This is a genomic window from Kitasatospora gansuensis (assembly GCF_014203705.1).
Classification (GTDB): domain Bacteria; phylum Actinomycetota; class Actinomycetes; order Streptomycetales; family Streptomycetaceae; genus Kitasatospora; species Kitasatospora gansuensis.
Map to the genome: position 1 here is coordinate 2,222,716 of NZ_JACHJR010000001.1, position 20,650 is coordinate 2,243,365.

The window sequence follows — 20,650 nt, forward strand, 5'->3', positions numbered from 1 at the left end:
TTTTCGAGGTCGGCGTCGCAGTTCCCCGAGCCCCTGGTGGTGCATGGCTGAGCGCCTGCGAAAACGGCGGGCCGCCGGCGCTCCCCCGAAGGAGGTGGCGGCGGCGGCCCATGAGGCGTACCGAGGTATTGGCTGGCAGGCCCTGTCTGTCAGGCGGAGAGCGGTTCGGGCTCGCCGCGGTGGGTCCGGCCGTGCGGGGCCGGGAAGGCGCCGTGGTCGGTATGGTCGTGGTGTTCGTACTCGCGGAACTGTTCGGTCGCGCCGTACGGCTCCAGGTAGGGCCGCCAGCGCGGGTCCTTGATGCCGGTGCCGATGATCCGCCAGGCGAGGCCGCTGGGCGGGGCGGGCGGACGTTTCATCCGCCAGCCGAGGTCGGCGAGATGGCGGTCGGCCTTGGTGTGGTTGCAGCGGCGGCAGGCCGCCACCACGTTGTCCCAGCGGTGCTGGCCGCCCCTACTGCGCGGGATGACGTGGTCGACGCTGGTTGCGGCGGCCCCGCAGTAGACGCAACGGCCCTGGTCGCGAGCGAACAGGGCGCGGCGGGTGAGCGGGACGGGTCCGCAGAAGGGGACCCGGACGAAGCGGGTGAGCCGGACGACGGACGGCGCCGAGACGGCGCTGGTGGCGCTGTGCAGAGTGATTCCGGAATCCTCCAGGCTGACCGCCTTGTGGTTGAGGACCAGGATGAGAGCGCGGCGCATCGAGACGACACCGAGTGGTTCGTACGACGCGTTGAGGACCAGGACATGCGGCACGGAGGCCTCCTTGGACGCCTGCGGCGCGTGGCTCGCGCCGGGACGAGCGGGTGAGCGCGTGGGGTGTATGCCCGACACGATCTCCACCAGTGTCGCCTTACGCCGTTGTAGGGCGCCACCAATCCTGCGAAACGGACCTGATGTGGGTTCCGTCATATCCGATATGCCCCGTGGGTGGCCGACCTGCACCATTCGACGCTGGTAACCGGCCCCTTCGGCCCATTCCGGGGGGCTGACGGGTCGTCCGTCCGGGTGGTGCGCGGCCGCTAGGGTGGCAGTTCGTCCTGATCAGTGGCCCGCAGGCGGTCAGTGGTCCCCCAGCAGGAAGGACTCCGCTCGTGTCCAGCTCCGGCGCTTTCGGCCTCCTCGCCGACGCCTCGTCCTCGCCGTCCCCTTCGTCCGGGCCGTCCGACGATCCGCTGTCCAAGTTGCCGACCTCGCCCGCCGAGGCCGCCGAGGCGACCAGACAGGCGGCGGGTTGGCTGAGCAACAGTTGGCAGGGCTGGCTGGAGAACGGTCTGCGGATCATGCTGATCGTGGTGCTCGCGCTGGTGCTGCGGGCGGTGCTGCAGAAGCTGATCAGCAAGTTCATAGCCCGGATGGTCCGGCCCCCGGAGAGCGAGGCCGAGCTCGGCCGGCTCGGCGGGCTGCTGGCGAACAGCGGGGTGGTGAACACCGAGCGGCGGCAGCAGCGGTCGGCGGCGATAGGTTCGGTACTGCGCAGCGTCACCTCGTTCACCATTCTGGGGACCGCCGGGCTGATGGTGCTCTCCGCCCTGGGGGTGAACCTGGCTCCGCTGCTGGCGAGCGCCGGTGTGGCCGGTGTGGCGATCGGTTTCGGCGCGCGGAACCTGGTGACGGACTTCCTGTCCGGGGTCTTCATGATCATGGAGGACCAGTACGGCGTCGGCGACGAGATCGACACCGGGGTGGCGACCGGCACGGTGCTGGAGGTCGGCCTGCGGGTGACCAAGCTGCGCGGGGCGAACGGCGAGATCTGGTACATCCGCAACGGCGAGGTGAAGCGGATCGCCAACATGAGCCAGGGCTGGGCGACCGCCTCGGTGGACGTCCAGGTCGGCTACAAGGAGGACCTGCTCCGGGTCGAGGAGCTGATCAAGGAGACCGCGGCGCAGCTGGCCAAGGAGACCCCGTACGACGAGCTGATCTGGGGTCAGGTCAAGGTGCTCGGGGTGGAGTCGGTGGCCTTCGACTCGGTGGTGCTGCGGGTCGAGGCCCGTACCTCGCCGGGCAAGGCGCTGCTGGTCGCGCGGACGCTGCGGCAGCGGCTGAAGGCCGCCTTCGACGAGGCGGGCGTGAAGCTCAAGGAGGACGCGCCGGCCGCGGTCACGGTGGCGGCGCCGGCGGCCGAGGCAGCCGGTGCCGCGCCCTCGGCGCTGGCCGATCCGGGCTCCCCAGCCTCGCAGATCGCCAAGCCCATCCCGGTCCAGCCGGGCGAGTAGCGGGCTCGGCAGAGAACCCCGTCCCAGGCGCTGGGGCGGGGTTCCGCGCTGTCCGCACGTAACGCTTCGGCATCCTCCCGAGGGGGTCCCATTGACACCCTCGCACCCCGCGCCCTACCGTCCTTCTCAGCGATTGGAAAGTTTCCTAACTATTCACGAGAGCGCCACCCCGGCCGGCACGTCCGGGTGGCGAGAGGGGAGGATCTGGGCTGTGACCGACAACACCCGCACCCCCATCGCCGGTACTCCGAGCCTGCTCCGGGCGATCAACGACCGGGCGGCGCTCGAGCTGCTGCTCGCCCACGGCCCGCTCTCCCGGACCCAGATCGGCAGCCTGACCGGCCTCTCCAAGCCCACCGCCTCCCAGCTGCTCGGCCGGCTGGAGAGCGCCGGGCTGGTCCTGCCGGTCGGCACCACGGCCGGCGGCCCCGGGCCGAACGCGCAGCTGTACCAGGTCAACCCGGCCGCCGGGTACGTGGCCGGGCTGGACGTGACGACCACTCACATCCGCACCGCCGTCGCCGACATCACCGGCAACACGCTGGCCGAGAGCCTCACCCCGACCAAGGGCTGGCCCGCCGCCGAGACCGTACGGCGGACCGCCGAGGCGCTCGCCGGGACCGTCCGGGAGGCCGGGCTGACGCCGGGCGACCTGCACGGGATCGTGGTCGGGGTGCCCGGTGCGCTCGACCCGGTCAGCGGCAAGCTGCGGTACGCCTCGCACCTGCCCGGCTGGCACTCGCCGAAGCTGCTGGCCGAGCTGGAGACCGCGCTCGGCGCGCCGGTCACCATCGAGAACGACGTCAACCTGGCCGCCGTGGCCGAGCAGGCGTTCGGCGCGGCGCAGGGCTGCGAGGACTTCGTCATGCTCTGGGCCGAGGAGGGCCTCGGCGCCGCGATCGTGCTGGCCGGACGGCTGCACCGCGGTTTCACCGGCGGTGCGGGCGAGGTCGGCTACATGCCGGTGCCCGGCGCCCCGGTGGTGTACAACGTCCGGCGCAAGAACTCCGGCGGCTTCCAGGAGCTGGCCGGTGCCGAGGCGGTGCTGCTGCTGGCCCGGCAGCACGGCCTCGGCGGTGGCAGCACCGAGGCCGCCGTGGCCCGCGCGCTGGAGACCCCGGGCGCCGGCGACGAGTTCCTGGACGAGCTGGCCGAGCGGCTCGCGGTCGGCCTGGCCTCGATCGTCGCCGTGGTCGACCCGGAGCTGGTGGTGCTCTCCGGCGGCACCGTCACGGCCGGCGGCGACCGCCTGCGCGCACTGGTCCAGGACGCGCTGGCGCGGATCTCGATCCCCCGGCCCGAGGTCCGCAGCAGCACCGTCCCCGGCTCCCCCGTCCTGCACGGCGCCCTGCAGCGCGCCCTCGCCTCGGCCCGCGAGTCGGTGTTCTCCACCCACTGACCCCGGCTGCCGTCATGATCCACCGTCACCTCGTCGCCCGCTCACCGCCCGTGCGATTCCGCCTGCCCGCACCGTCCCAGGAGGACCCTCCGATGCTTTCCCGCAGACCGTCCCGCCTGCTCGCCGCCGTCACCGGCAGCGCCGTTCTGGCCCTGCTCGCCACCGCCTGCACCGGCACCAACTCCACCGGTGGCCAGGACGATTCGGCCGCCGGCAAGGACGTGACCATCACCTTCTGGCACGGCTGGAGCCAGGACAGCGAGACCAAGGCCATCGAGGACAACGTGGCCGCCTTCCAGAAGGCGCACCCGAACATCCACGTGAAGATCGTCCCGCACATCGAGGACGAGAAGAGCGAGCAGGCGCTGCGGGCCGGCGGCGCGGACGCACCGGACGTGGTCTCCTCGTTCACCACCGACAACGTCGGCAAGTTCTGTTCGGCCAAGGTCTGGGCCGACCTGAACCCGTTCCTGAAGAAGGACGGCATCGACCCGGCCAAGACCTTCCCCGCCGCGATGCTCAAGTACAGCCAGTTCCAGGGCAACCAGTGCTCGCTGCCGCTGCTCGGCGACGCGTACGGCCTGTACTACAACAAGACCGCCTTCGCCGCCGCCGGGATCACCGCGCCGCCGAAGACCTTCAGCGAGTTCGAGGCGGCGGTCGCCAAGCTGACCGTGGCCGAGGGCGACGGCTTCAAGCAGCTCGGCTTCATGCCGAACTACCACGGCTACGAGACCAGCATCGCGCACCTGCTCGGCCAGTACGGCCCGAGCTACTTCGACGGCGAGGGCAAGTCCACCATCGCCGCCGACCCCAAGGTCGCCGCGCTGCTGGACTGGCAGAAGAGCCTGGTCGGCAAGCTCGGCGGCTTCGAGAAGCTGGAGAAGTACCGGACCGGCTTCGGCGACGAGTTCAGCGCCAAGAACCCGTTCCACACCGGCCAGGTGGCGATGGCGATGGACGGCGAGTGGCGGACCGCCGCGCTGGCCGAGGAGAAGCTGCCCTTCGAGTGGGCCACCGCGCCGTTCCCGGTGCCGGACGACCAGGCCGCCACGTACGGCCGGGGCTACCAGACCGGCACCATCATCGGCATCGCCCGGGGCAGCCAGAAGCAGACCGCCGCCTGGGAGTTGGTGAAGTACCTGACCACCAACACGGACGCCGTGGTGAGCTTCGCGAACGCGATCCACAACGTGCCGAGCACCTTCGAGGCGCTCAACTCGCCGAAGCTGACCCCCGATCCGAACTTCCGGACCTTCATCGACATCGCCAAGAACCCGAACTCCGGCACCACCCCCGCCAGCCTGAACGGCGGCGCGTACCAGGTGAGCCTGCAGAACCTCGGCTTCGACTACGAGTCCGGCAAGCAGACCGACCTCAAGGCCGGGCTCGCCGCCACGGCCAAGGAGATCGACGCGGCCGTCAACCAGGCCAAGTGACGTCGCCATGGCACTTGTCGGCATCCCCGTCCCGGCGGCGCTGAAGCGCAAGCGCCGCCGGGAGGCGCTCCGTACCTTCGCTTTCCTGTCGCCCTGGCTGATCGGCTTCTCGGTCTTCTTCGCCTACCCGCTGATCTCCACGGTCTACTTCTCGTTCATGAAGTACGACGGCTTCAGTGCGCCGACCTTCAACGGTCTGCAGAACTGGAGCTACGTCTTCAACGACTACCCGTCGTTCTGGCAGGGCCTGCGCAACACCCTGTGGCTGGTGGTCGTGATGGTCACCCTGCGGGTCGCCTTCGGGCTCGGCATCGGTCTGCTGATCACCAAGGTGAAGACCGGGGCCGGGATCTTCCGCACCCTGTTCTACCTGCCCTACCTGGCCCCGCCGGTGGCCGCCACGATCGCCTTCGCCTTCCTGCTCAACCCGGGCACCGGGCCGGTCAACGCGTTCCTCGGCGACCTCGGGCTGCCGACGCCGGGCTGGTTCAACGACCCCGACTGGTCGAAGCCGGCCCTCACCATGCTGGCGATGTGGGGCATCGGCGACCTGATGGTGATCTTCATGGCCGCCCTGCTGGACGTCCCCCGGGAGCAGTACGAGGCGGCCGAGCTGGACGGGGCCGGGCCCTGGCAGAAGTTCCGGTTCGTCACCATGCCGAACATCTCGCCGATCGTGCTGTTCGCGGTGGTCACCGGCGTGATCCAGACCATGCAGTACTACACCCAGGCGATCGTGGCCGGGAAGGTGGCCAGCGGCGTGATCGGCGGCTCCGGCCAGCAGTTCGAGCCCGGCTACCCGAACGGCTCCACCTGGACCCTGCCGCAGATGGTCTACAACCTCGGTTTCCAGCGCTTCGACACCGGCTCGGCCTGCGTGATCGCGCTGATCCTGTTCGTGATCTCGATGGCCTTCACGTCGCTGCTGCTGCGCCGGAAGTCGGGTCTGCTGGCGAGTGAGGACTGATCCATGACCGCAACCATCTCCCTTCCGCTGACCCGCAAGGACGCCGCCGTCCGGGTGGCCCGCCGCCGGGCCGCGCTGCACTGGGTCGCCGTCCACTCGCTGGCGATCGCGGCCGCGCTGTTCTTCGTGCTGCCGTTCGTCTTCGTCTTCCTCACCGCAGTGATGAGCGACCGTCAGGCGATCACCTCCGACCTGTGGCCGCGCTCCTGGCAGTGGAGCAACTTCATCGAGGTCTGGCACACCGAGGGCTTCCTCAGCTGGTGGCGCAACACCCTGCTGTACGCGGGCCTGGGCACCGTACTGACCGTGCTCTCCAGCCTGCCGGTCGCCTACGCGCTGGCCAAGTTCCGCTTCCGCGGCCGGAATCTGGCGCTGATGGCGGTGATCTCGATGATGATGCTGCCGCCCCAGGTGATCATCATCCCGATGTACCTGTTCTGGGCCAAGCAGCTCCATCTGACCGGCACCCTCTGGCCGTTGATCATCCCGATGGCCTTCGGTGACGCGTTCTCGATCTTCCTGCTCCGGCAGTTCCTGCTGACCGTGCCCAAGGAGTACATCGAGGCGGCCCGGATCGACGGCTGTGGCGAGTTCCGCACCCTGCTCAAGGTGGTAGTGCCGATGGCCAAGCCGGCCATCGCGGCCGTCGCGCTGTTCCAGTTCTTCTACTGCTGGAACGACTACTTCGGCCCGCAGATCTACGCCAGCGAGAACCAGGGCGCCTGGACGCTGAGTTACGGCCTGGCCTCGTTCAAGGCCTCGCACCACACCAACTGGAACCTCACCATGGCGGCCACGCTGCTGGTGATGGCACCGGTGATCGTTCTGTTCTTCTTCGCACAGAAGGCCTTCATCGAAGGCGTGACACTGACAGGGGTCAAGGGCTGATGTCCGCACTGAAGTTGGCAATCGTCGGCGGCGGTTCCACCTACACACCCGAGCTGATCGACGGCTTCGCCCGGCTCCGCGACACACTGCCGATCGGCGAGCTGGTGCTGATCGACCCGGCCGCCGAGCGGCTGGAGCTGATCGGCGGGCTGGCCCGGCGGATCTTCGCCAAGCAGGGCCACGGCGCGACGGTCACCACCACGACCGACGTGAGCGCCGGGGTACAGGGCGCGGACGCGGTGCTGCTCCAGCTCCGGGTCGGCGGGCAGGCCGCGCGCAACCAGGACGAGACCTGGCCGCTGGAGTGCGGCTGCGTCGGCCAGGAGACCACCGGCGCGGGCGGGCTGGCCAAGGCGCTGCGCACCGTCCCGGTGGTGCTGGACATCGCCGAGCAGGTCCGCCGGGCCAACCCGGACGCCTGGATCGTCGACTTCACCAACCCGGTCGGCATCGTCACCCGGGCACTGCAGACCGCCGGCCACAAGGCCGTCGGCCTGTGCAACGTGGCGATCGGCTTCCAGCGCAAGTTCGCCGCCCACCTGGGCGTGGCACCGGAGTTGGTCCGCCTGGACCACGTCGGGCTGAACCACCTGACCTGGGAGCGCGGAGTCACCCTGCTGGATGCACCGGACGCCGTCTCGGGGCGCGAGGTGCTGCCGGAGCTGCTGGCCGGCTTCGGCAAGGAGATCGCCGACGACCTGCACCTGCCGCTGCCGGTGATCCAGCGGCTCGGCGTGGTGCCCTCCTACTACCTGCGCTACTTCTACCAGCACGACGCCGTGGTCGAGGAGTTGAAGGTCCAGGGCTCCCGGGCCGCCAAGGTCTCGGCGATCGAGGCCGAACTGCTGGGGATGTACGCCGACCCCACCCTGGACACCAAGCCGGAGCTGCTCGGCCAGCGCGGCGGCGCCTTCTACTCCGAGGCCGCCGTCCAGCTGATCGCCTCGCTGCTCGGCACCGACGGCGGCACCAGCGTGCAGGTGGTCAACACCCGCAACGACGGCGTGCTGCCCTTCCTGCCCGACGACGCGGTCATCGAGGTGCCCGCCGAGGTGGACGCGAACGGGGTCCGCCCGCTGCCGCAGCGGCCGGTCGAGCCGCTGTACGCCGGCCTGATCGCCGGGGTCACCGCGTACGAGCAACTCGCCCTGGAGGCAGCCCTCCTGGGCGGCCGGGACCGGGTCTTCGACGCCCTGCTGGCCCACCCGCTGGTCGGGCAGATCGAACTCGCCGACCAGCTGACGGACCGTCTGCTCGCGCACAACCGGGCTCACCTGCCGTGGGCGTGAGCTTTCTGTCCATGCCCGGCCGGGACGGCCGGGGTACGTACGAGCGGGGACCTGATGCAGCAGCTTGAACAACTCCCGGGCGTCCTCGCCATCGACGCCGGGAACAGCAAGACCGACGTCGCGCTGGTCGGCGCGGACGGCACCGTGCTCGGCCACGCCAGGGGCGGCGGCTTCCAGCCGCAGACCGTCGGCGCCGAGGCGGCGATCGGCGAACTGGCGCCGCTGGTCGCCTCGGTGGCCGCCCAGGCCGGACTCGACCCGGCCGCCGGCCCGCTGGTCTCGCACGTCAGCGCCTGCCTGGCCAACGCCGACCTGCCGGTCGAGGAGGCCGCCCTGCTGGCCGCCCTCACCGACCGCGGCTGGGGCGTCGGCAACGCCGTGGCCAACGACACCTTCGGCCTGCTGCGGGCCGGCACCGACGGCCCGCGCGGCGTCGCGGTGGTCTGCGGCGCCGGCATCAACTGCGCCGGCCTGCTGCCCGACGGCCGCACCGCCCGCTTCCTCGCCCTCGGCAAGCTCAGCGGCGACTGGGGCGGCGGCTCCGGACTGGCCGGCGCCGCGATGTGGCACGCCGTCCGGGCCGAGGACGGCCGGGGCGGCCCGACCGCGCTCTCCGTCGCGATCGCGGCGCACTTCGGACTGCCGTCCGCCACCTCACTGGCCGAGGAGATCCACCTCGGACGGGTGTCCGGGACCCGGCTGCACGAGCTGGTGCCCGTGCTGTTCGCCGCCGCCGAGGCCGGGGACGAGACGGCGCTCGCGCTGATCGACCGTCAGGCGGACGAGATCGTCCGGCTCGCGGTGGTCGCGCTCGGACGGCTCGACCTGCTCGGGGAGGCCGTCCCGGTGGTGCTCGGCGGCGGGGTGCTGGCCTCGCGGCAGCCGCTGCTGCTCGACAACGTCACGGCGCGGCTCGCCGCAGCGGCGCCGTTGGCCGAGGCGCGGGTCGTGGTGGCACCGCCCGTGCTCGGCGCCGCCCTGCTCGGCCTCGACCAGCTCGGCGGCGACCCCGTCGCGCAGCGGCGGCTGCGGGCCGCCTACGCTTCCGCGGCGCCGGTGGGAGCGCTCCGCTGAGCCATTTACGGTCCGGGGGCTCGGGGAACTGCGACGCATCGGCAAGGAGTTGGAGAACCACGGCCTGGAGGCCCGGTGGGCTGTCGTGGCTACGGGCCTTCCGCCTCGCGGCATGATCTCGAGTGGCGCGATGCGGCGCGGGTGCCTGGAACGTCGTTGGCTGCCGGATCTTGCGGGGCGTGGGGATGACTTCGGTCGAGCGGACTGCGTGTCCGCGTTTCAAGCGGCTGGTCAGTGCGCATGAGCTGCATCTGTTCTTCGCGCCGACGCGGGAGGCGGCGGGGGCGGCGGGCTGGTCTGCGTGCCGGGAATCGGATCGCCATCAACGGGGTTGGTGGGGGACGAGCCGTTATAGGAGAGCCATGCGAGCGATTCAGGTGTACGAAGTGGGCGGTCCCGAGGTGCTGCAGGAGGCCGAGGTGGACCTGCCGCGGCCGGGTCCGGGCGAGGCGATCGTGGAGGTCGCCGCATCCGGGGTCAACTTCCTCGACGTCTACCACCGCGAAGGCCGGTACAGTCTCCCGCTGCCCTTCACCCCGGGCGCTGAGGGCGCCGGCACGGTCGTCGAAGTTGGACCCGGCGTCGCCGACGTCGCAGTCGGGGACCGGGTCGGTTGGGTGGAGATTCCCGGCACGTATGCCGAGCGGGCCGTCGTGGACTCCTCCCGGCTGGTGCCGCTGCCCGACGATATCGGCTTCGAGACAGCCGCCGCCGTGCTCCTCCAAGGCATGACCGCGCACTATCTCATCAAGGACGCCTACCCGGTCCAGGGGGGCGACACGGTGCTCGTGCATGCGGCTGCCGGTGGCATGGGGCTGCTTCTGACCCAGCTCATCACCCATCTCGGCGGCAGGGTGATCGGCACGACGTCGACCACGGCGAAGGCCGAGCTGGCGAAGCGTGCCGGGGCCGCTGAGGTGATCCTTTCCTCCGCAGTCGACGATCTCGCGGCCGAGGTGAGGCGGCTCAACGGCGGTCAGGGACTGCCGGTTGTCTTCGACGGCGTCGGCGCGGCCACCTTCGACGCGAGCCTCGCCAGCCTGCGAACCCGCGGCCATCTCGTGCTCTTCGGCGCGGCAAGTGGTGCCGTGCCGCCGTTTGATCCGATTCGGCTCGCCCACGGCGGTTCGCTGACCCTGATCCGGCCCAGCCTCGGGGACTTCATCACCGATCGGTCCGAACTGCTCCGACGGGCCGCCGATGTGTTCGAGTGGGTGCGCTCCAAGGCACTTGAGGTCACCGTAACGGGCCGCTACGCATTGTCCGAGGCCGCCCAGGCCCACAGCGATCTGGAGGCTCGGCGTACCACCGGCAAGCTGCTCGTCGTACCCGATGCGGCCGCTGTCGGACGCCGCGAGGAGACGCAGAGCTGATCGCGGGTGACGAGGTCGAGGATCTTGGAGACCGAGATGTCGAGGGCATGGCCGACCGTCATCGCCAAGATCCCCTCCCGGGACAGAACAGCTAGCGCCAGGTGCGCCGGTAGTCGCGGGGGGCGACACCGACGCGGCGGGTGAAGGCGGGGCGGAGCGAGACCGCGGAGCCGAAGCCGCAGCGGACGGCGATCTCGTCCACCGGGAGGTCGGTCTCCTCCAGCAGGCGCTGGGCGGCCAGCACGCGCTGCTCGGAGAGCCAGCGCAGTGGGGGGACGCCCGTCGTCTCGGTGAAGCGGCGGGCGAAGGACCGTTCCGACATGGTCGCCAGCCGGGCCAACTCGCCCACCGTCCAAGGGTGTTCCAGAGCACCGAGGACCGCCGCCCGGACCCCGGAGAGCGGGTCGTCGGCGGTGGCGTCCGGCACGGGGGTCGGGATGAACTGGGCCTGGCCGCCCGAGCGGAACGGTGCGGTGACCATCGCCCGGGCGATCGCGGCGGCCGCCTGCTGGCCGTGCGCCGCGCGGACCAGGTGCAGGCAGAGGTCGATCCCGGCGGCCACCCCGGCCGAGGTCCAGACCTGGCCGTCACCGGTGAACAGCACCTCCGGGTCGACCTGGACCGCCGGGTGACGGTGCGCCAGGTCGGCGGCCAGGTACCAGTGCGTGGTGGCCCGGCGGCCGTCCAGCAGGCCCGCGTCGGCGAGCAGGAAGGCCCCCGCGCAGAGTGAGGCGATCGGGATCCCGGCGGCGTGTACGGCGCGCAGCGCGTCCAGCACCTCCTCCGGGGCCCGGACGGTGGGCTCCTGCACGCCCGGCACCACCACCAGGTCGCAGGTCAGCAGGGCGTCCAGGCCCGCGTCCGGCACCCGTTCCAGCCCGCCGCCGAACCGGACCCGGCTGCCCGGCGGACCGCAGACCCGCAGCTCGAAGGTCGGACAGCCGAGCCGGCTCCGCCGGTCGGACCACACCTCGCCGATCACCGCGTAGTCGAACGCCCGGACGCCGTCCAGGATCAGACACCCCACCGTCTTCATGGCAGGAATCTATCGATCACCGGCGGTCCGCCCGCTCACCCCCGGTCGGGTGCGGCCCGCAGCATGGAGTCATGACCAACACCAGCGCGTTCGACGCCCCCCTGACCATCGCCCCCGACGCCGTCCTGATCGTGATCGACGTCCAGCAGGGCTTCGAGGACGAGGAGTACTGGGGCCCCCGGGACAACCCGGAGGCCGAGCAGCGGATCGGCGAACTGCTCGACGCGTGGCAGCGCACCGACCGGCCGGTGGTCGTGGTGCAGCACCAGACGGCACGCGGGCCGCTCACCCCTGGCACCCCCGGGTACGAACTCAAGCCCGTGGTGGCCGGGGTGAGCGCCGACCTGCACATCACCAAGACCGTGAACAGCGCCTTCTACGGCACGCCGGACCTGCACGAGTGGCTGCAGCAGCGGGGCGCCACCCAGCTGGTGACGGTCGGCATCATGACCAACGTCTGCAACGAGACCACCGCCCGGATGGGCGGCAACCTCGGCTACGACGTGGTCTTCCCGATCGACGCCATGCACACCTTCGCGATGGCGGGCCCGGACGGCGAGCTCATCCCGGCCGAGCAACTGGCCAAGGGCACCGGGGCGGTGCTGCACGCGATGCGGTTCGCCAAGGTGGTCGACACCGCGGCGGTACTCAAGGCGGTCTGACCCGGCGTCATCCTTTGACGGAGCGTCAGTGGCCCTGGTCGCGGAGCCAGGCGGCGAGCTGCTTGGCGCAGGAGTCCACCGACTCGCGCCAGGTGCGGTCCGCGCCCGCGCCCGCCTCGTCGCTCACGTGCTTGACCAACCGCAGTGGCACACCGGCCCGTTGGGCCACGGTGGCGATCGCGTAGCCCTCCATGTCGACCAGGTCGGCCTGCTCCGCCAGCCGGTCCCGGGCGGCCGGGTCGGAGACGAACAGGTCACCGGTGGCCAGCACCGGGCCGCCGGCCACGTCCAGGTCGATCGGGGCGCCGTACGTCCGGCCGGTGAGCGCGCGCAGCACCGGGGTGTCCAGGTCGTGCTGGAGCACCCGGGCGATCTCGTGGGTGCCCTCCCAGCCGGAACGCAGCGCGCCCGCCGTGCCGAGGTTGAGGATCTCGGCGGGCCGCTCGCCCCGCGCGAGCACGGTGGCCAGGGCCACCGAGGCGTTGATCTTGCCGACGCCGGTGAGCAGGATCGGGAGCGAGTCACCGAAGTGGGTGGCCTCCTCCTCGACGGCGACCACGAGCAGCGGGCGGTCGGGGGTGATGGTTCCGAGCAGACGCATGCCGTCCATCGTAAGGTGACCGGCCCTCCCCTCCCGAGGGCCCCGGTCTGGTAGTGATCGACGGGAACCGCATAGGGTGCGTCCCGCGTCGCCCGTGACGGAGAACACCTCCGACGGCGACCGGCCGGGCTCCTGGGAGCCGCCGGTACCTCAAGATCGGCGCAACTCGAGTGTGGCGGTCGGACCCGGCGGCCATACTGCTCGCAACGGACCGCACTCCGAACGCGGAGGGTCCAGGGGGAGGGTGGGGCAGGTGGCGACACCGGTGGTGACAGGCGAGCGGGCGCCGTCGGCGACAACGACGGCCACGACGGCGGCGACGGTCAGGACGGCCACGCAGCAGCGGCTGCGGCAGTTGACCGGCACCGCGCCGGCCCGGCTGCGCGCGGCCGGGGTGGTGCTGACCACCCTGGTGCTGCTGTTCGGGGCGCTGACGGCCTGGCAGGTGAGTGTCCGGGCCAAGGCGGCCGGGCAGGTGGTGACGCACAGCCAGCCGCTCAGCCAGGACGCCGCCGAGATCTACCGCTCGCTGGCCGACGCCGACACCACGGCGGCCTCCGCGTTCCTGCTCGCCGGGGACGCCCCGCCGGCCCTGCGCGAGCGGTACGAGGGCGACCTGGCCACCGCGGCCCGGCTGCTCGCCCAGGCCGCCGCCCGGACCGACGCCAGCTCGGACGCCCAGCGCTGGGTGGCCGAGCTGAACCAGCAACTCCCGAAGTACGCGGGCCTGGTGGAGACCGCCCGGGCCAACGACCGGCAGGGGCTGCCGCTCGGCGGCGCCTACCTGCGGTACGCCTCCAAGCAGATGCAGGGCACCATGCTGCCCGCCGCGCAGAAGCTCGCGGAGGCGGAGAACCAGCAGCTGGACCGGGACTACGCGGCCGCCGAGTCCTTCCCCTGGACGGCGCTCGTGCTGGGTCTGCTGACGCTCGGGATGCTGGCCTGGTGCCAGGTGCTGCTGCTGCGCCGGACCAACCGGGTCTTCAACATCGGGATGCTGGGCGCCTCGGCGGCGGTGCTGGCCGGGCTGCTCTGGCTGACCGTCGGCACCGTCTCGGCCGGGCTGGACCTCGGCGACAGCCGGGCGCAGGGCGCCGTCCCGCTCCGGGTGCTGAACCAGGCCCGGATCGAGGCGCTGCAGTCCCGGGCGGCGGAGAACCTGGACCTGGTGGCCCGGGGCGGCTCCGACTCGTACGACAAGGACTGGCTGAAGTACACCGGCGCGCTGGCCGGGGCGCCGGTCGCGGACGGCCGGACCAGGGCCGGCCAGGGCACGCTGGCCCAGGCTGCGGCCGGGGCGCCGAAGGACGCGGCCGCCGCGCTGGAGCAGGCCGGGAAGCTGTTCCCGAGCTGGGACGCCAGGCACCGGGCCGCCGAGGAGGGCGACGACTACGCCGCCGCCGTGAAGGCCGTGGTCGGCCCGGGCGGGACGGACACCAGCGAGGCCGTGTTCAGCGCGCTGGACGGGCAGTTGGGCAAGGCCGCGGCGGCCGAACTGGCCGCCTTCGAGCGCTCGGCGGACGGCGTCGGCGGCGGGCTCACCGCGCTTGCGGTGGGCGCCGCGGTGCTGGCGCTGCTGGCGGCGGCGGGTGTGGCGGTCGGCCTCGGCCGCCGTCTGGCGGAGTACCGGTAGCGGGCGATGGGGGACTTGACTGTGCGTACGGTTCGGGCCAGGGCACTGGTCGTCGCTGCGGCACTGGCCGCCGGTCTGGTGGGGGCCGGAACCTCCCACGGTGTGCCGGGAGTCGGCACCGCCGCTCCGGCCGCGGCCCCGCAGGCGCCGGCCCTCGAAGCCGCCGGGGACTGCTCCGAGCAGACCCCGGCACCCAGCTCCTCGCTGACCGGCCGGAAGGTGCAGGAGATCAAGAACCGGGGCGCCAACGGCACGCTGGTCGTCGGCGTGGACCAGAACAGCTACAACTGGGGCTTCCGCAACCCGCAGAGCGGGCAGCTGGAGGGCTTCGACATCCTGCTGTCCCGGGCGATCGCCAAGGCCGTGCTGGGTGACGCGAACCGGGTCACCTTCCGGACGGTGACCACGGCCAAGCGGATCGAGGCGATCCGCAACGGCACCGTGGACATGGTCGTCCGCACCATGACCATCAACTGCGAGCGGCGCAAGGACATCGCGTTCTCCGCGCCGTACTTCTCCACCGGGCAGCGGCTGGTGGTGCCGAAGTCGGACAAGTCGACCACGGTGGCCGAGGCGCTGAAGGGCAAGCGCGCCTGCGCGGCCCAGCAGTCCTCCTCCGAGACCGAGTTGAAGAAGCCCGGGTACGGCACCAGCTCGGTCACCATCGTGGAGAACCAGCTCGACTGCCTGGTGCTGATGCAGCTCGGCAAGGTCGACGGGACGCTGACCGACTCCTCGCTGGCCGCCGCCCAGGCCGCCCAGGACCCCGCCGTCCGGCTGGTCGATGAGAACATCATCCCGGCGAAGATCGGGATCGGACTCAAGCAGGAGGACACCGACCTGACCGCGCTGGTCAACCAGATCCTGCTGGACTACCGGGCGAACGGCGGCTGGCAGGCCGCTTACGACCGCTGGCTGGCCCCCAGCATGGGCGCCAACTCGGCGCCCTACCTGCCGTAGGCGTAACACCGGGAGCTGGAACACCGTGAGATCGCGCACCGAAGCACGGCGAGACTGGAGAGGAATGACGTGGCGTTCGCAGGAGCTGCCGGCCCGGTGATGAGCCGGGAGGAGGTGGACCGCGCGCTGGCGCGGCTGGGGGCGGAGCGCGACGCGGTGGAGGCCGCGCTGCTGGCTCTGCAGGAGCACCCGGGCCGCCGGTTGCTGGAGGGTGCCACGCTGAGCGGGCGGACGCTGGAGCGCTGGTCGGTGGCCGAGCCGGGGCTGACGCTGCTCTGGGCACTGTTCGACCGCTACGCGGAGGCGCTGGCCTCGGCGGTGGCCGTCCGGGCCCGCCGCAGCCGGCCCGGCGGGGCGGAGCTGGCCGAGCTGAGCGAGCTGCTCGGCGGCCCGGCCGTCACCGTCTCGGGCAGCCAACTCCCGGACACCGGTGGCCCGGTACCGGTCCGGCTGGTCGAGCGGATCAGCCTGGCCGAGCTGCTGGAGCGGATGAACGCCTGGTACGCCATGGTGTACGAGGTGGTGGCCGCCACCGACGCGGTCTGGTCCGCGCTGCCCGCCCGGATCGACCTGCTGCTGGCCGAGCTGGGCCGGGTCCGGATGCTCTCCGGTTCGGTCGGGGTGCGCTCCGGGGCCCACCCGCTGGCCGACGATCTGGACGGCCTGGAGCGGGAGTTGACCGACCTGCGGGCCGAGGTCCGGACCGACCCGCTGGCACTCTGGCGACCCGGCCGGGTCCCCGCGCAGCGGGGTGCCGCCGGGCCGTTGACGCCGGGCGCGGTGGCCGGGGTGGTGGACACCGAGCGGTTCGACCGGGCCGGCCGGGCGCTGGACGGCGTCCGGATGGAGCTCGACGGGCTGCTCCGGCTGCGCGACGAGGCCCACGACCGGCTCCAGCAGGTCGGCGACCTGCTGCAGCGGGCCGACGCCACGCTGGCCGAGGCGCGCCGGGCCCGCGGCGAGGTGCTCGCGAAGATCGCCGCCACCGAGGTGCCCGCCGTACCGGGCCCGGCCTCGGCGCTGCGCGAACGGATCGGCCTCGCGGTCGAGTTGCAGCAGACCGGGCAGTGGCACCGGCTGGCCCCGCTGCTGGACACCCTGGAGGACGTGGCCGCCAAGGAGCTCGGCCGGGCCAGGCAGTCGCTCACCGAGGTGGCCCAGCCGCTGGCGATACGGGCCGAGCTGCGCGGGCGACTGGAGGCGTACAAGGCGATGGCCGCCCGGCTCGGGGTGGCCGAGGACCCGGTGGTGATCGAGCGCTTCGAGAAGGCCCGTTGGCTGCTCTGGAGCGCGCCGTGCGACCTGCGGGCGGCGGCCGAGGCGGTGGCCCGGTTCCAGCAGGCGCTGCGGCCGGCGGCTCCGGCCGCCCAGGCCGCTCCGATGGACCGGGTGGAGCGGGTGGAGCGGGTGGACCAGTACCAGGACGGACAGGGGGATCAGGGCAATGGGTGAGACCTGCACCCGGCCGGAGTGCTCCGGCTCGGGGACGATCGACGGCGACGGCTACTGCGACGAGTGCGGGCTGGCTCCGCTGGCCGCGACCGCCACGGCTTCGGCCAAGGCGGCGGCCGTGACGGCCTCGGCGTCGAGTTCGGTGTCGGGCTCGGCGTCGGGCTCGGTCAAGGTGGTGACCGGGGCTGCCTGCACCCGCGGCTGCACCGGGACGATCGACACCGACGGCTACTGCGACGAGTGCGGCCTGGCCGCCGAGGCCGGGGCGCTGCCCCTGGTGCCCTCGGCCAGGACCGAGCCGTACTCGGGCTCGGTCTCCTCCCGGACCATGTCAGGACGCTCCCGCTCGCACCGGTCCACCCGGACCGGCAGCGGCCGTTCGGTCTCGGTCCGCAGCGGCACCAGCAGCTCCGGCAGCGGCACCGGACGGCGCGGCAACCTGGGCGCCGGCCTGGTGACCGTCCCGAGCATCCCCTCGGCGGACCCGGGCGCGGCGGTGCTGACCGACCCTCAAGTGCCCGAGCGCAAGCGGTTCTGCAGCAAGTGCGACGCCCCGGTGGGCCGGGAGAAGAACGGCGTCCCGGGCCGCCCGGACGGCTTCTGCACCAAGTGCGGCACGCCGTACTCGTTCACGCCCAAGCTGACCCGGGGCGACCTGGTCGGCGGTCAGTACGAGGTGCTGGGCTGCCTGGCGCACGGCGGGCTCGGCTGGATCTACCTCGCGGTGGACCGCCGGGTGAACGACCGCTGGGTGGTGCTCAAGGGCCTGCTGGACACCGGCGACCAGGACGCGCTCGCGGTGGCCATCGCCGAGCGCCGCTTCCTGGCCGAGGTGGACCACCCGAACATCGTCCGCATCATCAACTTCGTCGAGCACCCCGACCTGCGCTCCGGCTCCATCGACGGCTACATCGTGATGGAGTACATCGGCGGCAAGTCGCTCAAGGACATCGCCAACGAGCGCCGCACCCCGGACGGCCGGCGCGAGCCGCTGCCGGTCGAGCAGGCGATCGCGTACGCGCTGGAGGCGCTGCCCGCGCTCGGCTACCTGCACGCGCGGGGGCTGGTGTACTGCGACTTCAAGATCGACAACGTGATCCAGAGCGAGGACTCGCTGAAGATCATCGACCTCGGCGCGGTCTCCCGCTCCGGCGACGACGGCCCGGTCTACGGCACCGTCGGCTACCAGGCCCCGGAGATCGCCACCGACGGCCCGTCGGTCGCCTCCGACCTCTACACGGTGGCCCGCACGCTGGCCGTGCTGACCTTCGACTTCCAGGGCTACAACACCACCTTCAAGTTCGAGCTGCCCGGCCCCGAGCGGGTGCCGCTGTTCGCCCGGTACGAGTCGTACTACCGCCTGCTGGTCCGGGCCACCGACCCGGACCCGGCGCGCCGGTTCGGCTCCGCCGAGGAGATGGCCGACCAGCTCACCGGTGTGCTCCGGGAGCTGCTCGCACTCCAGGACGGGCGGCCGCGCCCGGCGCTCTCCACCCTGTTCGGCCCCGAACTGCGGGTGGTGGACACCGAGCTGACGCCCGATCCGCTCGACCCGAGCGCCGCCGCGCTGGCCCTGCCGGTCCCCCGCGTCGACCCCGCCGACCCCGGGGCCGGCTTCCTGGCCACCCTGGTGGCCAGCGCCCCCGCCGAGGCCCTGGCCGCGCTGGCCACCGCCCCGGCCGGCTCGGTCGAGCTGCGGCTGCGGGCGCTCCGGGCCCATCTGGAGCTCGGCGCCCGGGAGGATGCCGAGGTGCAGCTGCTCGCCCTCGAAGAGGACCGCGGCGACGACTGGCGGGTGGTCTGGTACCGCGGGCTGGCCGAGCTCTCGGCCGGCCGGGCCGAACAGGCCGCCGCCGCCTTCGACGCGGTCTACGACGCCTTCCCCGGCGAGGCCGCCCCCAAGCTGGCGCTGGCCGTCTGCGCCGAGCTGCTCGGCAACACCCAGGACGCCGCCGAGTTCTACCGCCTGGTCGGCAGCACCGACCGGGCGTACGTCAGCGCCGCCTTCGGCCTGGCCAGGGTGCTGCTGGCGGCCGGTGACCGGCCCGGTGCGGTGACCGCCCTGGAGACGGTGCCCGAGGCGTCCGCGCACTACACCGCCGCCCGGATCGCCACCCTGCGCGCCCGGCTGCGCGGGCGGGCCCCGGAGGAGCCGCTCGGGCCCGAACTGGCCCGCTGCTCGGCGCAGCTGACGGCCCTGTCGCTGGACGCCCGGCGGACCGAGGAGCTCTCGGTCGAGATCCTGAACGCCTCGCTGGGCTGGGTGCTGGCCGGCTCGGCGGGCGGCGCGGCGGGCAGCTCGGCCGAAGGTGTGAGCGGCACGCTCGACGTCCTGGGACATCGGGCCGCTGAACGGGAACTGCGCTTCGCCCTGGAACACTCCTATCGAGTACTGGCACGGTTGACCGACCGGGCCGAGATCAGGATCGAGATGGTGGAGCGGGCGAACCGTGCCCGCCCCCGGACGTGGGTGTGAACCGATGCCGCAGCAGCAGACCAGGTGCCCGAGCTGTGCCGAGCCGCTGGACCCCGAGGACGACTACTGCGGGGCCTGCGGCCTGAACGTGACCGGTGACGTGCCGTCGGCCGCCGCCACGCCCGAGACCGCCACCGCCACCGCCCCGGCGCCGGGCTGCGTGCACTGCGGCTCGGCCGAGCTGGCGGCGGACGGGTACTGCGAGAGCTGCGGTGGCGCGCAGCCCCGCCCGCGCGATCACCAGGAGCTGACCGCGGACGGCGTCGCCGGGGTCACCGACCGCGGCCTGCGGCACCACCGCAACGAGGACGCCTTCACGGTGGCCGCCACCCACCTGCCCGGCGGCGAACCGGCCGTGCTCGCGGTGGTCTGCGACGGGGTCTCCTCCTCGGCCCGTCCTGACGAGGCGTCGGCCACCGCGGTCGAGGCGGCCTCCGCCCACCTGCTGACCGCGCTGCAGCGCGGGCGGCGCCCCGACCAGGCGATGCGGGAGGCGATCGGCGAGGCGGCCCGCGCGGTGGCCGAGCTGGCCAAGGACGGCACCCGGACGCCGAGCGGCAGCCAGAACGCCCCCGCCTGCACCTACGTCAGCGCGATCTCCGCCGCCGGTCTGGTCACCATCGGCTGGGTCGGCGACACCAGGGCGTACTGGATCCCGGACGACCGGGAGTCCGCCGTGGCGTACCGGCTGACCGAGGACGACTCCTGGGCGGCCCGGGTGGTGGCGATCGGCCTGATGAACGAGGCCGAGGCGTACGCCGACCCCCGCGCGCACGCGATCACCGGCTGGCTGGGCGCGGACGCCGAGGAGATCGAGCCGCACACCGTGAGCTTCACCCCGCACGTGCCCGGCGTGCTGCTGGTCTGCACCGACGGCCTGTGGAACTACGCCGAGGCCGCCGCCGACCTGGCCGAACGCGTCCGCCCCGACGCCAGGACCGAACCGCTGGCCGCCGCGCGCGAACTGGTCGACTTCGCGGTGACGGCGGGCGGCCACGACAACATCACGGTGGCGGTGCTGCCGATCAGCCCGCCGGCCGAGACCACCCTGCGGACCGTCCCGCTGCAGTCCGCCAGCGCCGGGGCCGCGCCGTTGCACTCCTCGCCGACCCTCCAGCTCCACCGGCCCGGCAGCGGAAGCTGACGGCCGCTCAGCAGACTTGTCCACCCGCCCGCCGAACCA

Annotated in this window: 17 protein-coding genes; 14 read left to right on the plus strand and 3 right to left on the minus strand. The window is 72.5% G+C overall.

What is annotated here, in order from left to right; genetic code table 11:
* Positions 1–149: 149 nt before the first annotated feature.
* Complete coding sequence (locus F4556_RS09760; protein WP_313068227.1) at positions 150–755, minus strand: HNH endonuclease; 606 nt, start codon at positions 753–755, stop codon at positions 150–152.
* A gap of 338 nt (positions 756–1,093) precedes the next feature.
* Here F4556_RS09760 and F4556_RS09765 point away from each other — a divergent pair, with 338 nt between their 5' ends.
* The 8 genes from F4556_RS09765 to F4556_RS09800 all read left to right on the plus strand — a co-directional run bounded on the left by F4556_RS09765 (position 1,094) and on the right by F4556_RS09800 (position 10,647).
* Positions 1,094–2,218, plus strand: coding sequence for a mechanosensitive ion channel family protein (locus F4556_RS09765; RefSeq protein WP_184913446.1), 1,125 nt, complete (start codon positions 1,094–1,096; stop codon positions 2,216–2,218).
* A gap of 211 nt (positions 2,219–2,429) precedes the next feature.
* Positions 2,430–3,617, plus strand: coding sequence for an ROK family transcriptional regulator (locus tag F4556_RS09770; protein ID WP_376775676.1), 1,188 nt, complete (start codon positions 2,430–2,432; stop codon positions 3,615–3,617).
* A gap of 92 nt (positions 3,618–3,709) precedes the next feature.
* Positions 3,710–5,056 (plus strand): ABC transporter substrate-binding protein, encoded by a 1,347-nt coding sequence (locus F4556_RS09775; protein ID WP_184913448.1) that lies wholly within the window; start codon positions 3,710–3,712, stop codon positions 5,054–5,056.
* A 7-nt stretch (positions 5,057–5,063) separates the two neighbouring features.
* Positions 5,064–6,023 carry a carbohydrate ABC transporter permease gene (locus tag F4556_RS09780; RefSeq protein WP_184913450.1) on the plus strand — a complete coding sequence of 320 codons (960 nt, stop codon included), beginning with the start codon at positions 5,064–5,066 and terminating at the stop codon, positions 6,021–6,023.
* Between the two features lie 3 nt (positions 6,024–6,026).
* On the plus strand, positions 6,027–6,911 hold the full coding sequence (locus tag F4556_RS09785) for a carbohydrate ABC transporter permease (RefSeq protein WP_184913452.1): 885 nt from the start codon (positions 6,027–6,029) through the stop codon (positions 6,909–6,911).
* Between the two features lie 8 nt (positions 6,912–6,919).
* Entirely contained in the window at positions 6,920–8,200 is a 1,281-nt protein-coding gene (locus F4556_RS09790; protein WP_184924462.1) for a 6-phospho-beta-glucosidase, read from the plus strand.
* A 54-nt stretch (positions 8,201–8,254) separates the two neighbouring features.
* Positions 8,255–9,274 carry an N-acetylglucosamine kinase gene (locus tag F4556_RS09795; protein WP_184913454.1) on the plus strand — a complete coding sequence of 340 codons (1,020 nt, stop codon included), beginning with the start codon at positions 8,255–8,257 and terminating at the stop codon, positions 9,272–9,274.
* Positions 9,275–9,636: 362 nt separating this feature from the next.
* A complete protein-coding gene (locus F4556_RS09800; RefSeq protein WP_184913456.1) occupies positions 9,637–10,647 on the plus strand; it encodes a quinone oxidoreductase family protein in 1,011 nt (336 codons plus the stop codon).
* Positions 10,648–10,738: 91 nt separating this feature from the next.
* On the opposite strand, the gene F4556_RS09805 is transcribed toward F4556_RS09800, so the two are convergent.
* A complete protein-coding gene (locus F4556_RS09805; RefSeq protein WP_184913458.1) occupies positions 10,739–11,683 on the minus strand; it encodes a GlxA family transcriptional regulator in 945 nt (314 codons plus the stop codon).
* A gap of 71 nt (positions 11,684–11,754) precedes the next feature.
* On the opposite strand from F4556_RS09805, the gene F4556_RS09810 reads away from it, so the two are divergent.
* A complete protein-coding gene (locus F4556_RS09810) occupies positions 11,755–12,345 on the plus strand; it encodes a cysteine hydrolase family protein (RefSeq protein WP_184913460.1) in 591 nt (196 codons plus the stop codon).
* 25 nt (positions 12,346–12,370) lie between these two features.
* Here F4556_RS09810 and F4556_RS09815 read toward each other — a convergent pair whose 3' ends face one another.
* Positions 12,371–12,946, minus strand: a complete 576-nt coding sequence (locus F4556_RS09815) for a nucleosidase (RefSeq protein ID WP_184913462.1) — start codon at positions 12,944–12,946, stop codon at positions 12,371–12,373.
* A 253-nt stretch (positions 12,947–13,199) separates the two neighbouring features.
* On the opposite strand from F4556_RS09815, the gene F4556_RS09820 reads away from it, so the two are divergent.
* From F4556_RS09820 to F4556_RS09840, 5 genes are all read left to right on the plus strand, one after another.
* Positions 13,200–14,579 carry a GlnX family signal transduction membrane protein gene (locus F4556_RS09820; RefSeq protein WP_313068228.1) on the plus strand — a complete coding sequence of 460 codons (1,380 nt, stop codon included), beginning with the start codon at positions 13,200–13,202 and terminating at the stop codon, positions 14,577–14,579.
* A 21-nt stretch (positions 14,580–14,600) separates the two neighbouring features.
* Positions 14,601–15,539 (plus strand): glutamate ABC transporter substrate-binding protein, encoded by a 939-nt coding sequence (locus F4556_RS09825; protein WP_184913464.1) that lies wholly within the window; start codon positions 14,601–14,603, stop codon positions 15,537–15,539.
* A gap of 99 nt (positions 15,540–15,638) precedes the next feature.
* Entirely contained in the window at positions 15,639–16,991 is a 1,353-nt protein-coding gene (locus F4556_RS09830; RefSeq protein WP_246511428.1) for a hypothetical protein, read from the plus strand.
* Complete coding sequence (locus F4556_RS09835) at positions 16,984–19,467, plus strand: serine/threonine-protein kinase (RefSeq protein ID WP_184913466.1); 2,484 nt, start codon at positions 16,984–16,986, stop codon at positions 19,465–19,467. Before F4556_RS09830 ends, F4556_RS09835 begins: the two co-directional genes overlap by 8 nt.
* Before the next feature lie 4 nt (positions 19,468–19,471).
* Entirely contained in the window at positions 19,472–20,611 is a 1,140-nt protein-coding gene (locus F4556_RS09840; protein ID WP_184913467.1) for a PP2C family protein-serine/threonine phosphatase, read from the plus strand.
* The last annotated feature ends 39 nt before the right edge of the window (positions 20,612–20,650 follow it).

What these genes read in the sequence shown, in the direction of transcription:
- F4556_RS09775 (WP_184913448.1), top strand. Translation starts at nt 3,710, where the DNA reads ATGCTTTCCCGCAGACCGTCCCGCCTGCTCGCCGCCGTCACCGGCAGC.
- F4556_RS09780 (WP_184913450.1), top strand. Translation starts at nt 5,064, where the DNA reads ATGGCACTTGTCGGCATCCCCGTCCCGGCGGCGCTGAAGCGCAAGCGC.
- F4556_RS09785 (WP_184913452.1), top strand. Translation starts at nt 6,027, where the DNA reads ATGACCGCAACCATCTCCCTTCCGCTGACCCGCAAGGACGCCGCCGTC.
- F4556_RS09795 (WP_184913454.1), top strand. Translation starts at nt 8,255, where the DNA reads ATGCAGCAGCTTGAACAACTCCCGGGCGTCCTCGCCATCGACGCCGGG.
- F4556_RS09800 (WP_184913456.1), top strand. Translation starts at nt 9,637, where the DNA reads ATGCGAGCGATTCAGGTGTACGAAGTGGGCGGTCCCGAGGTGCTGCAG.
- F4556_RS09805 (WP_184913458.1), bottom strand. Translation starts at nt 11,683, where the DNA reads ATGAAGACGGTGGGGTGTCTGATCCTGGACGGCGTCCGGGCGTTCGAC.
- F4556_RS09810 (WP_184913460.1), top strand. Translation starts at nt 11,755, where the DNA reads ATGACCAACACCAGCGCGTTCGACGCCCCCCTGACCATCGCCCCCGAC.
- F4556_RS09815 (WP_184913462.1), bottom strand. Translation starts at nt 12,946, where the DNA reads ATGCGTCTGCTCGGAACCATCACCCCCGACCGCCCGCTGCTCGTGGTC.
- F4556_RS09830 (WP_246511428.1), top strand. Translation starts at nt 15,639, where the DNA reads ATGAGCCGGGAGGAGGTGGACCGCGCGCTGGCGCGGCTGGGGGCGGAG.
- F4556_RS09835 (WP_184913466.1), top strand. Translation starts at nt 16,984, where the DNA reads ATGGGTGAGACCTGCACCCGGCCGGAGTGCTCCGGCTCGGGGACGATC.
- F4556_RS09840 (WP_184913467.1), top strand. Translation starts at nt 19,472, where the DNA reads ATGCCGCAGCAGCAGACCAGGTGCCCGAGCTGTGCCGAGCCGCTGGAC.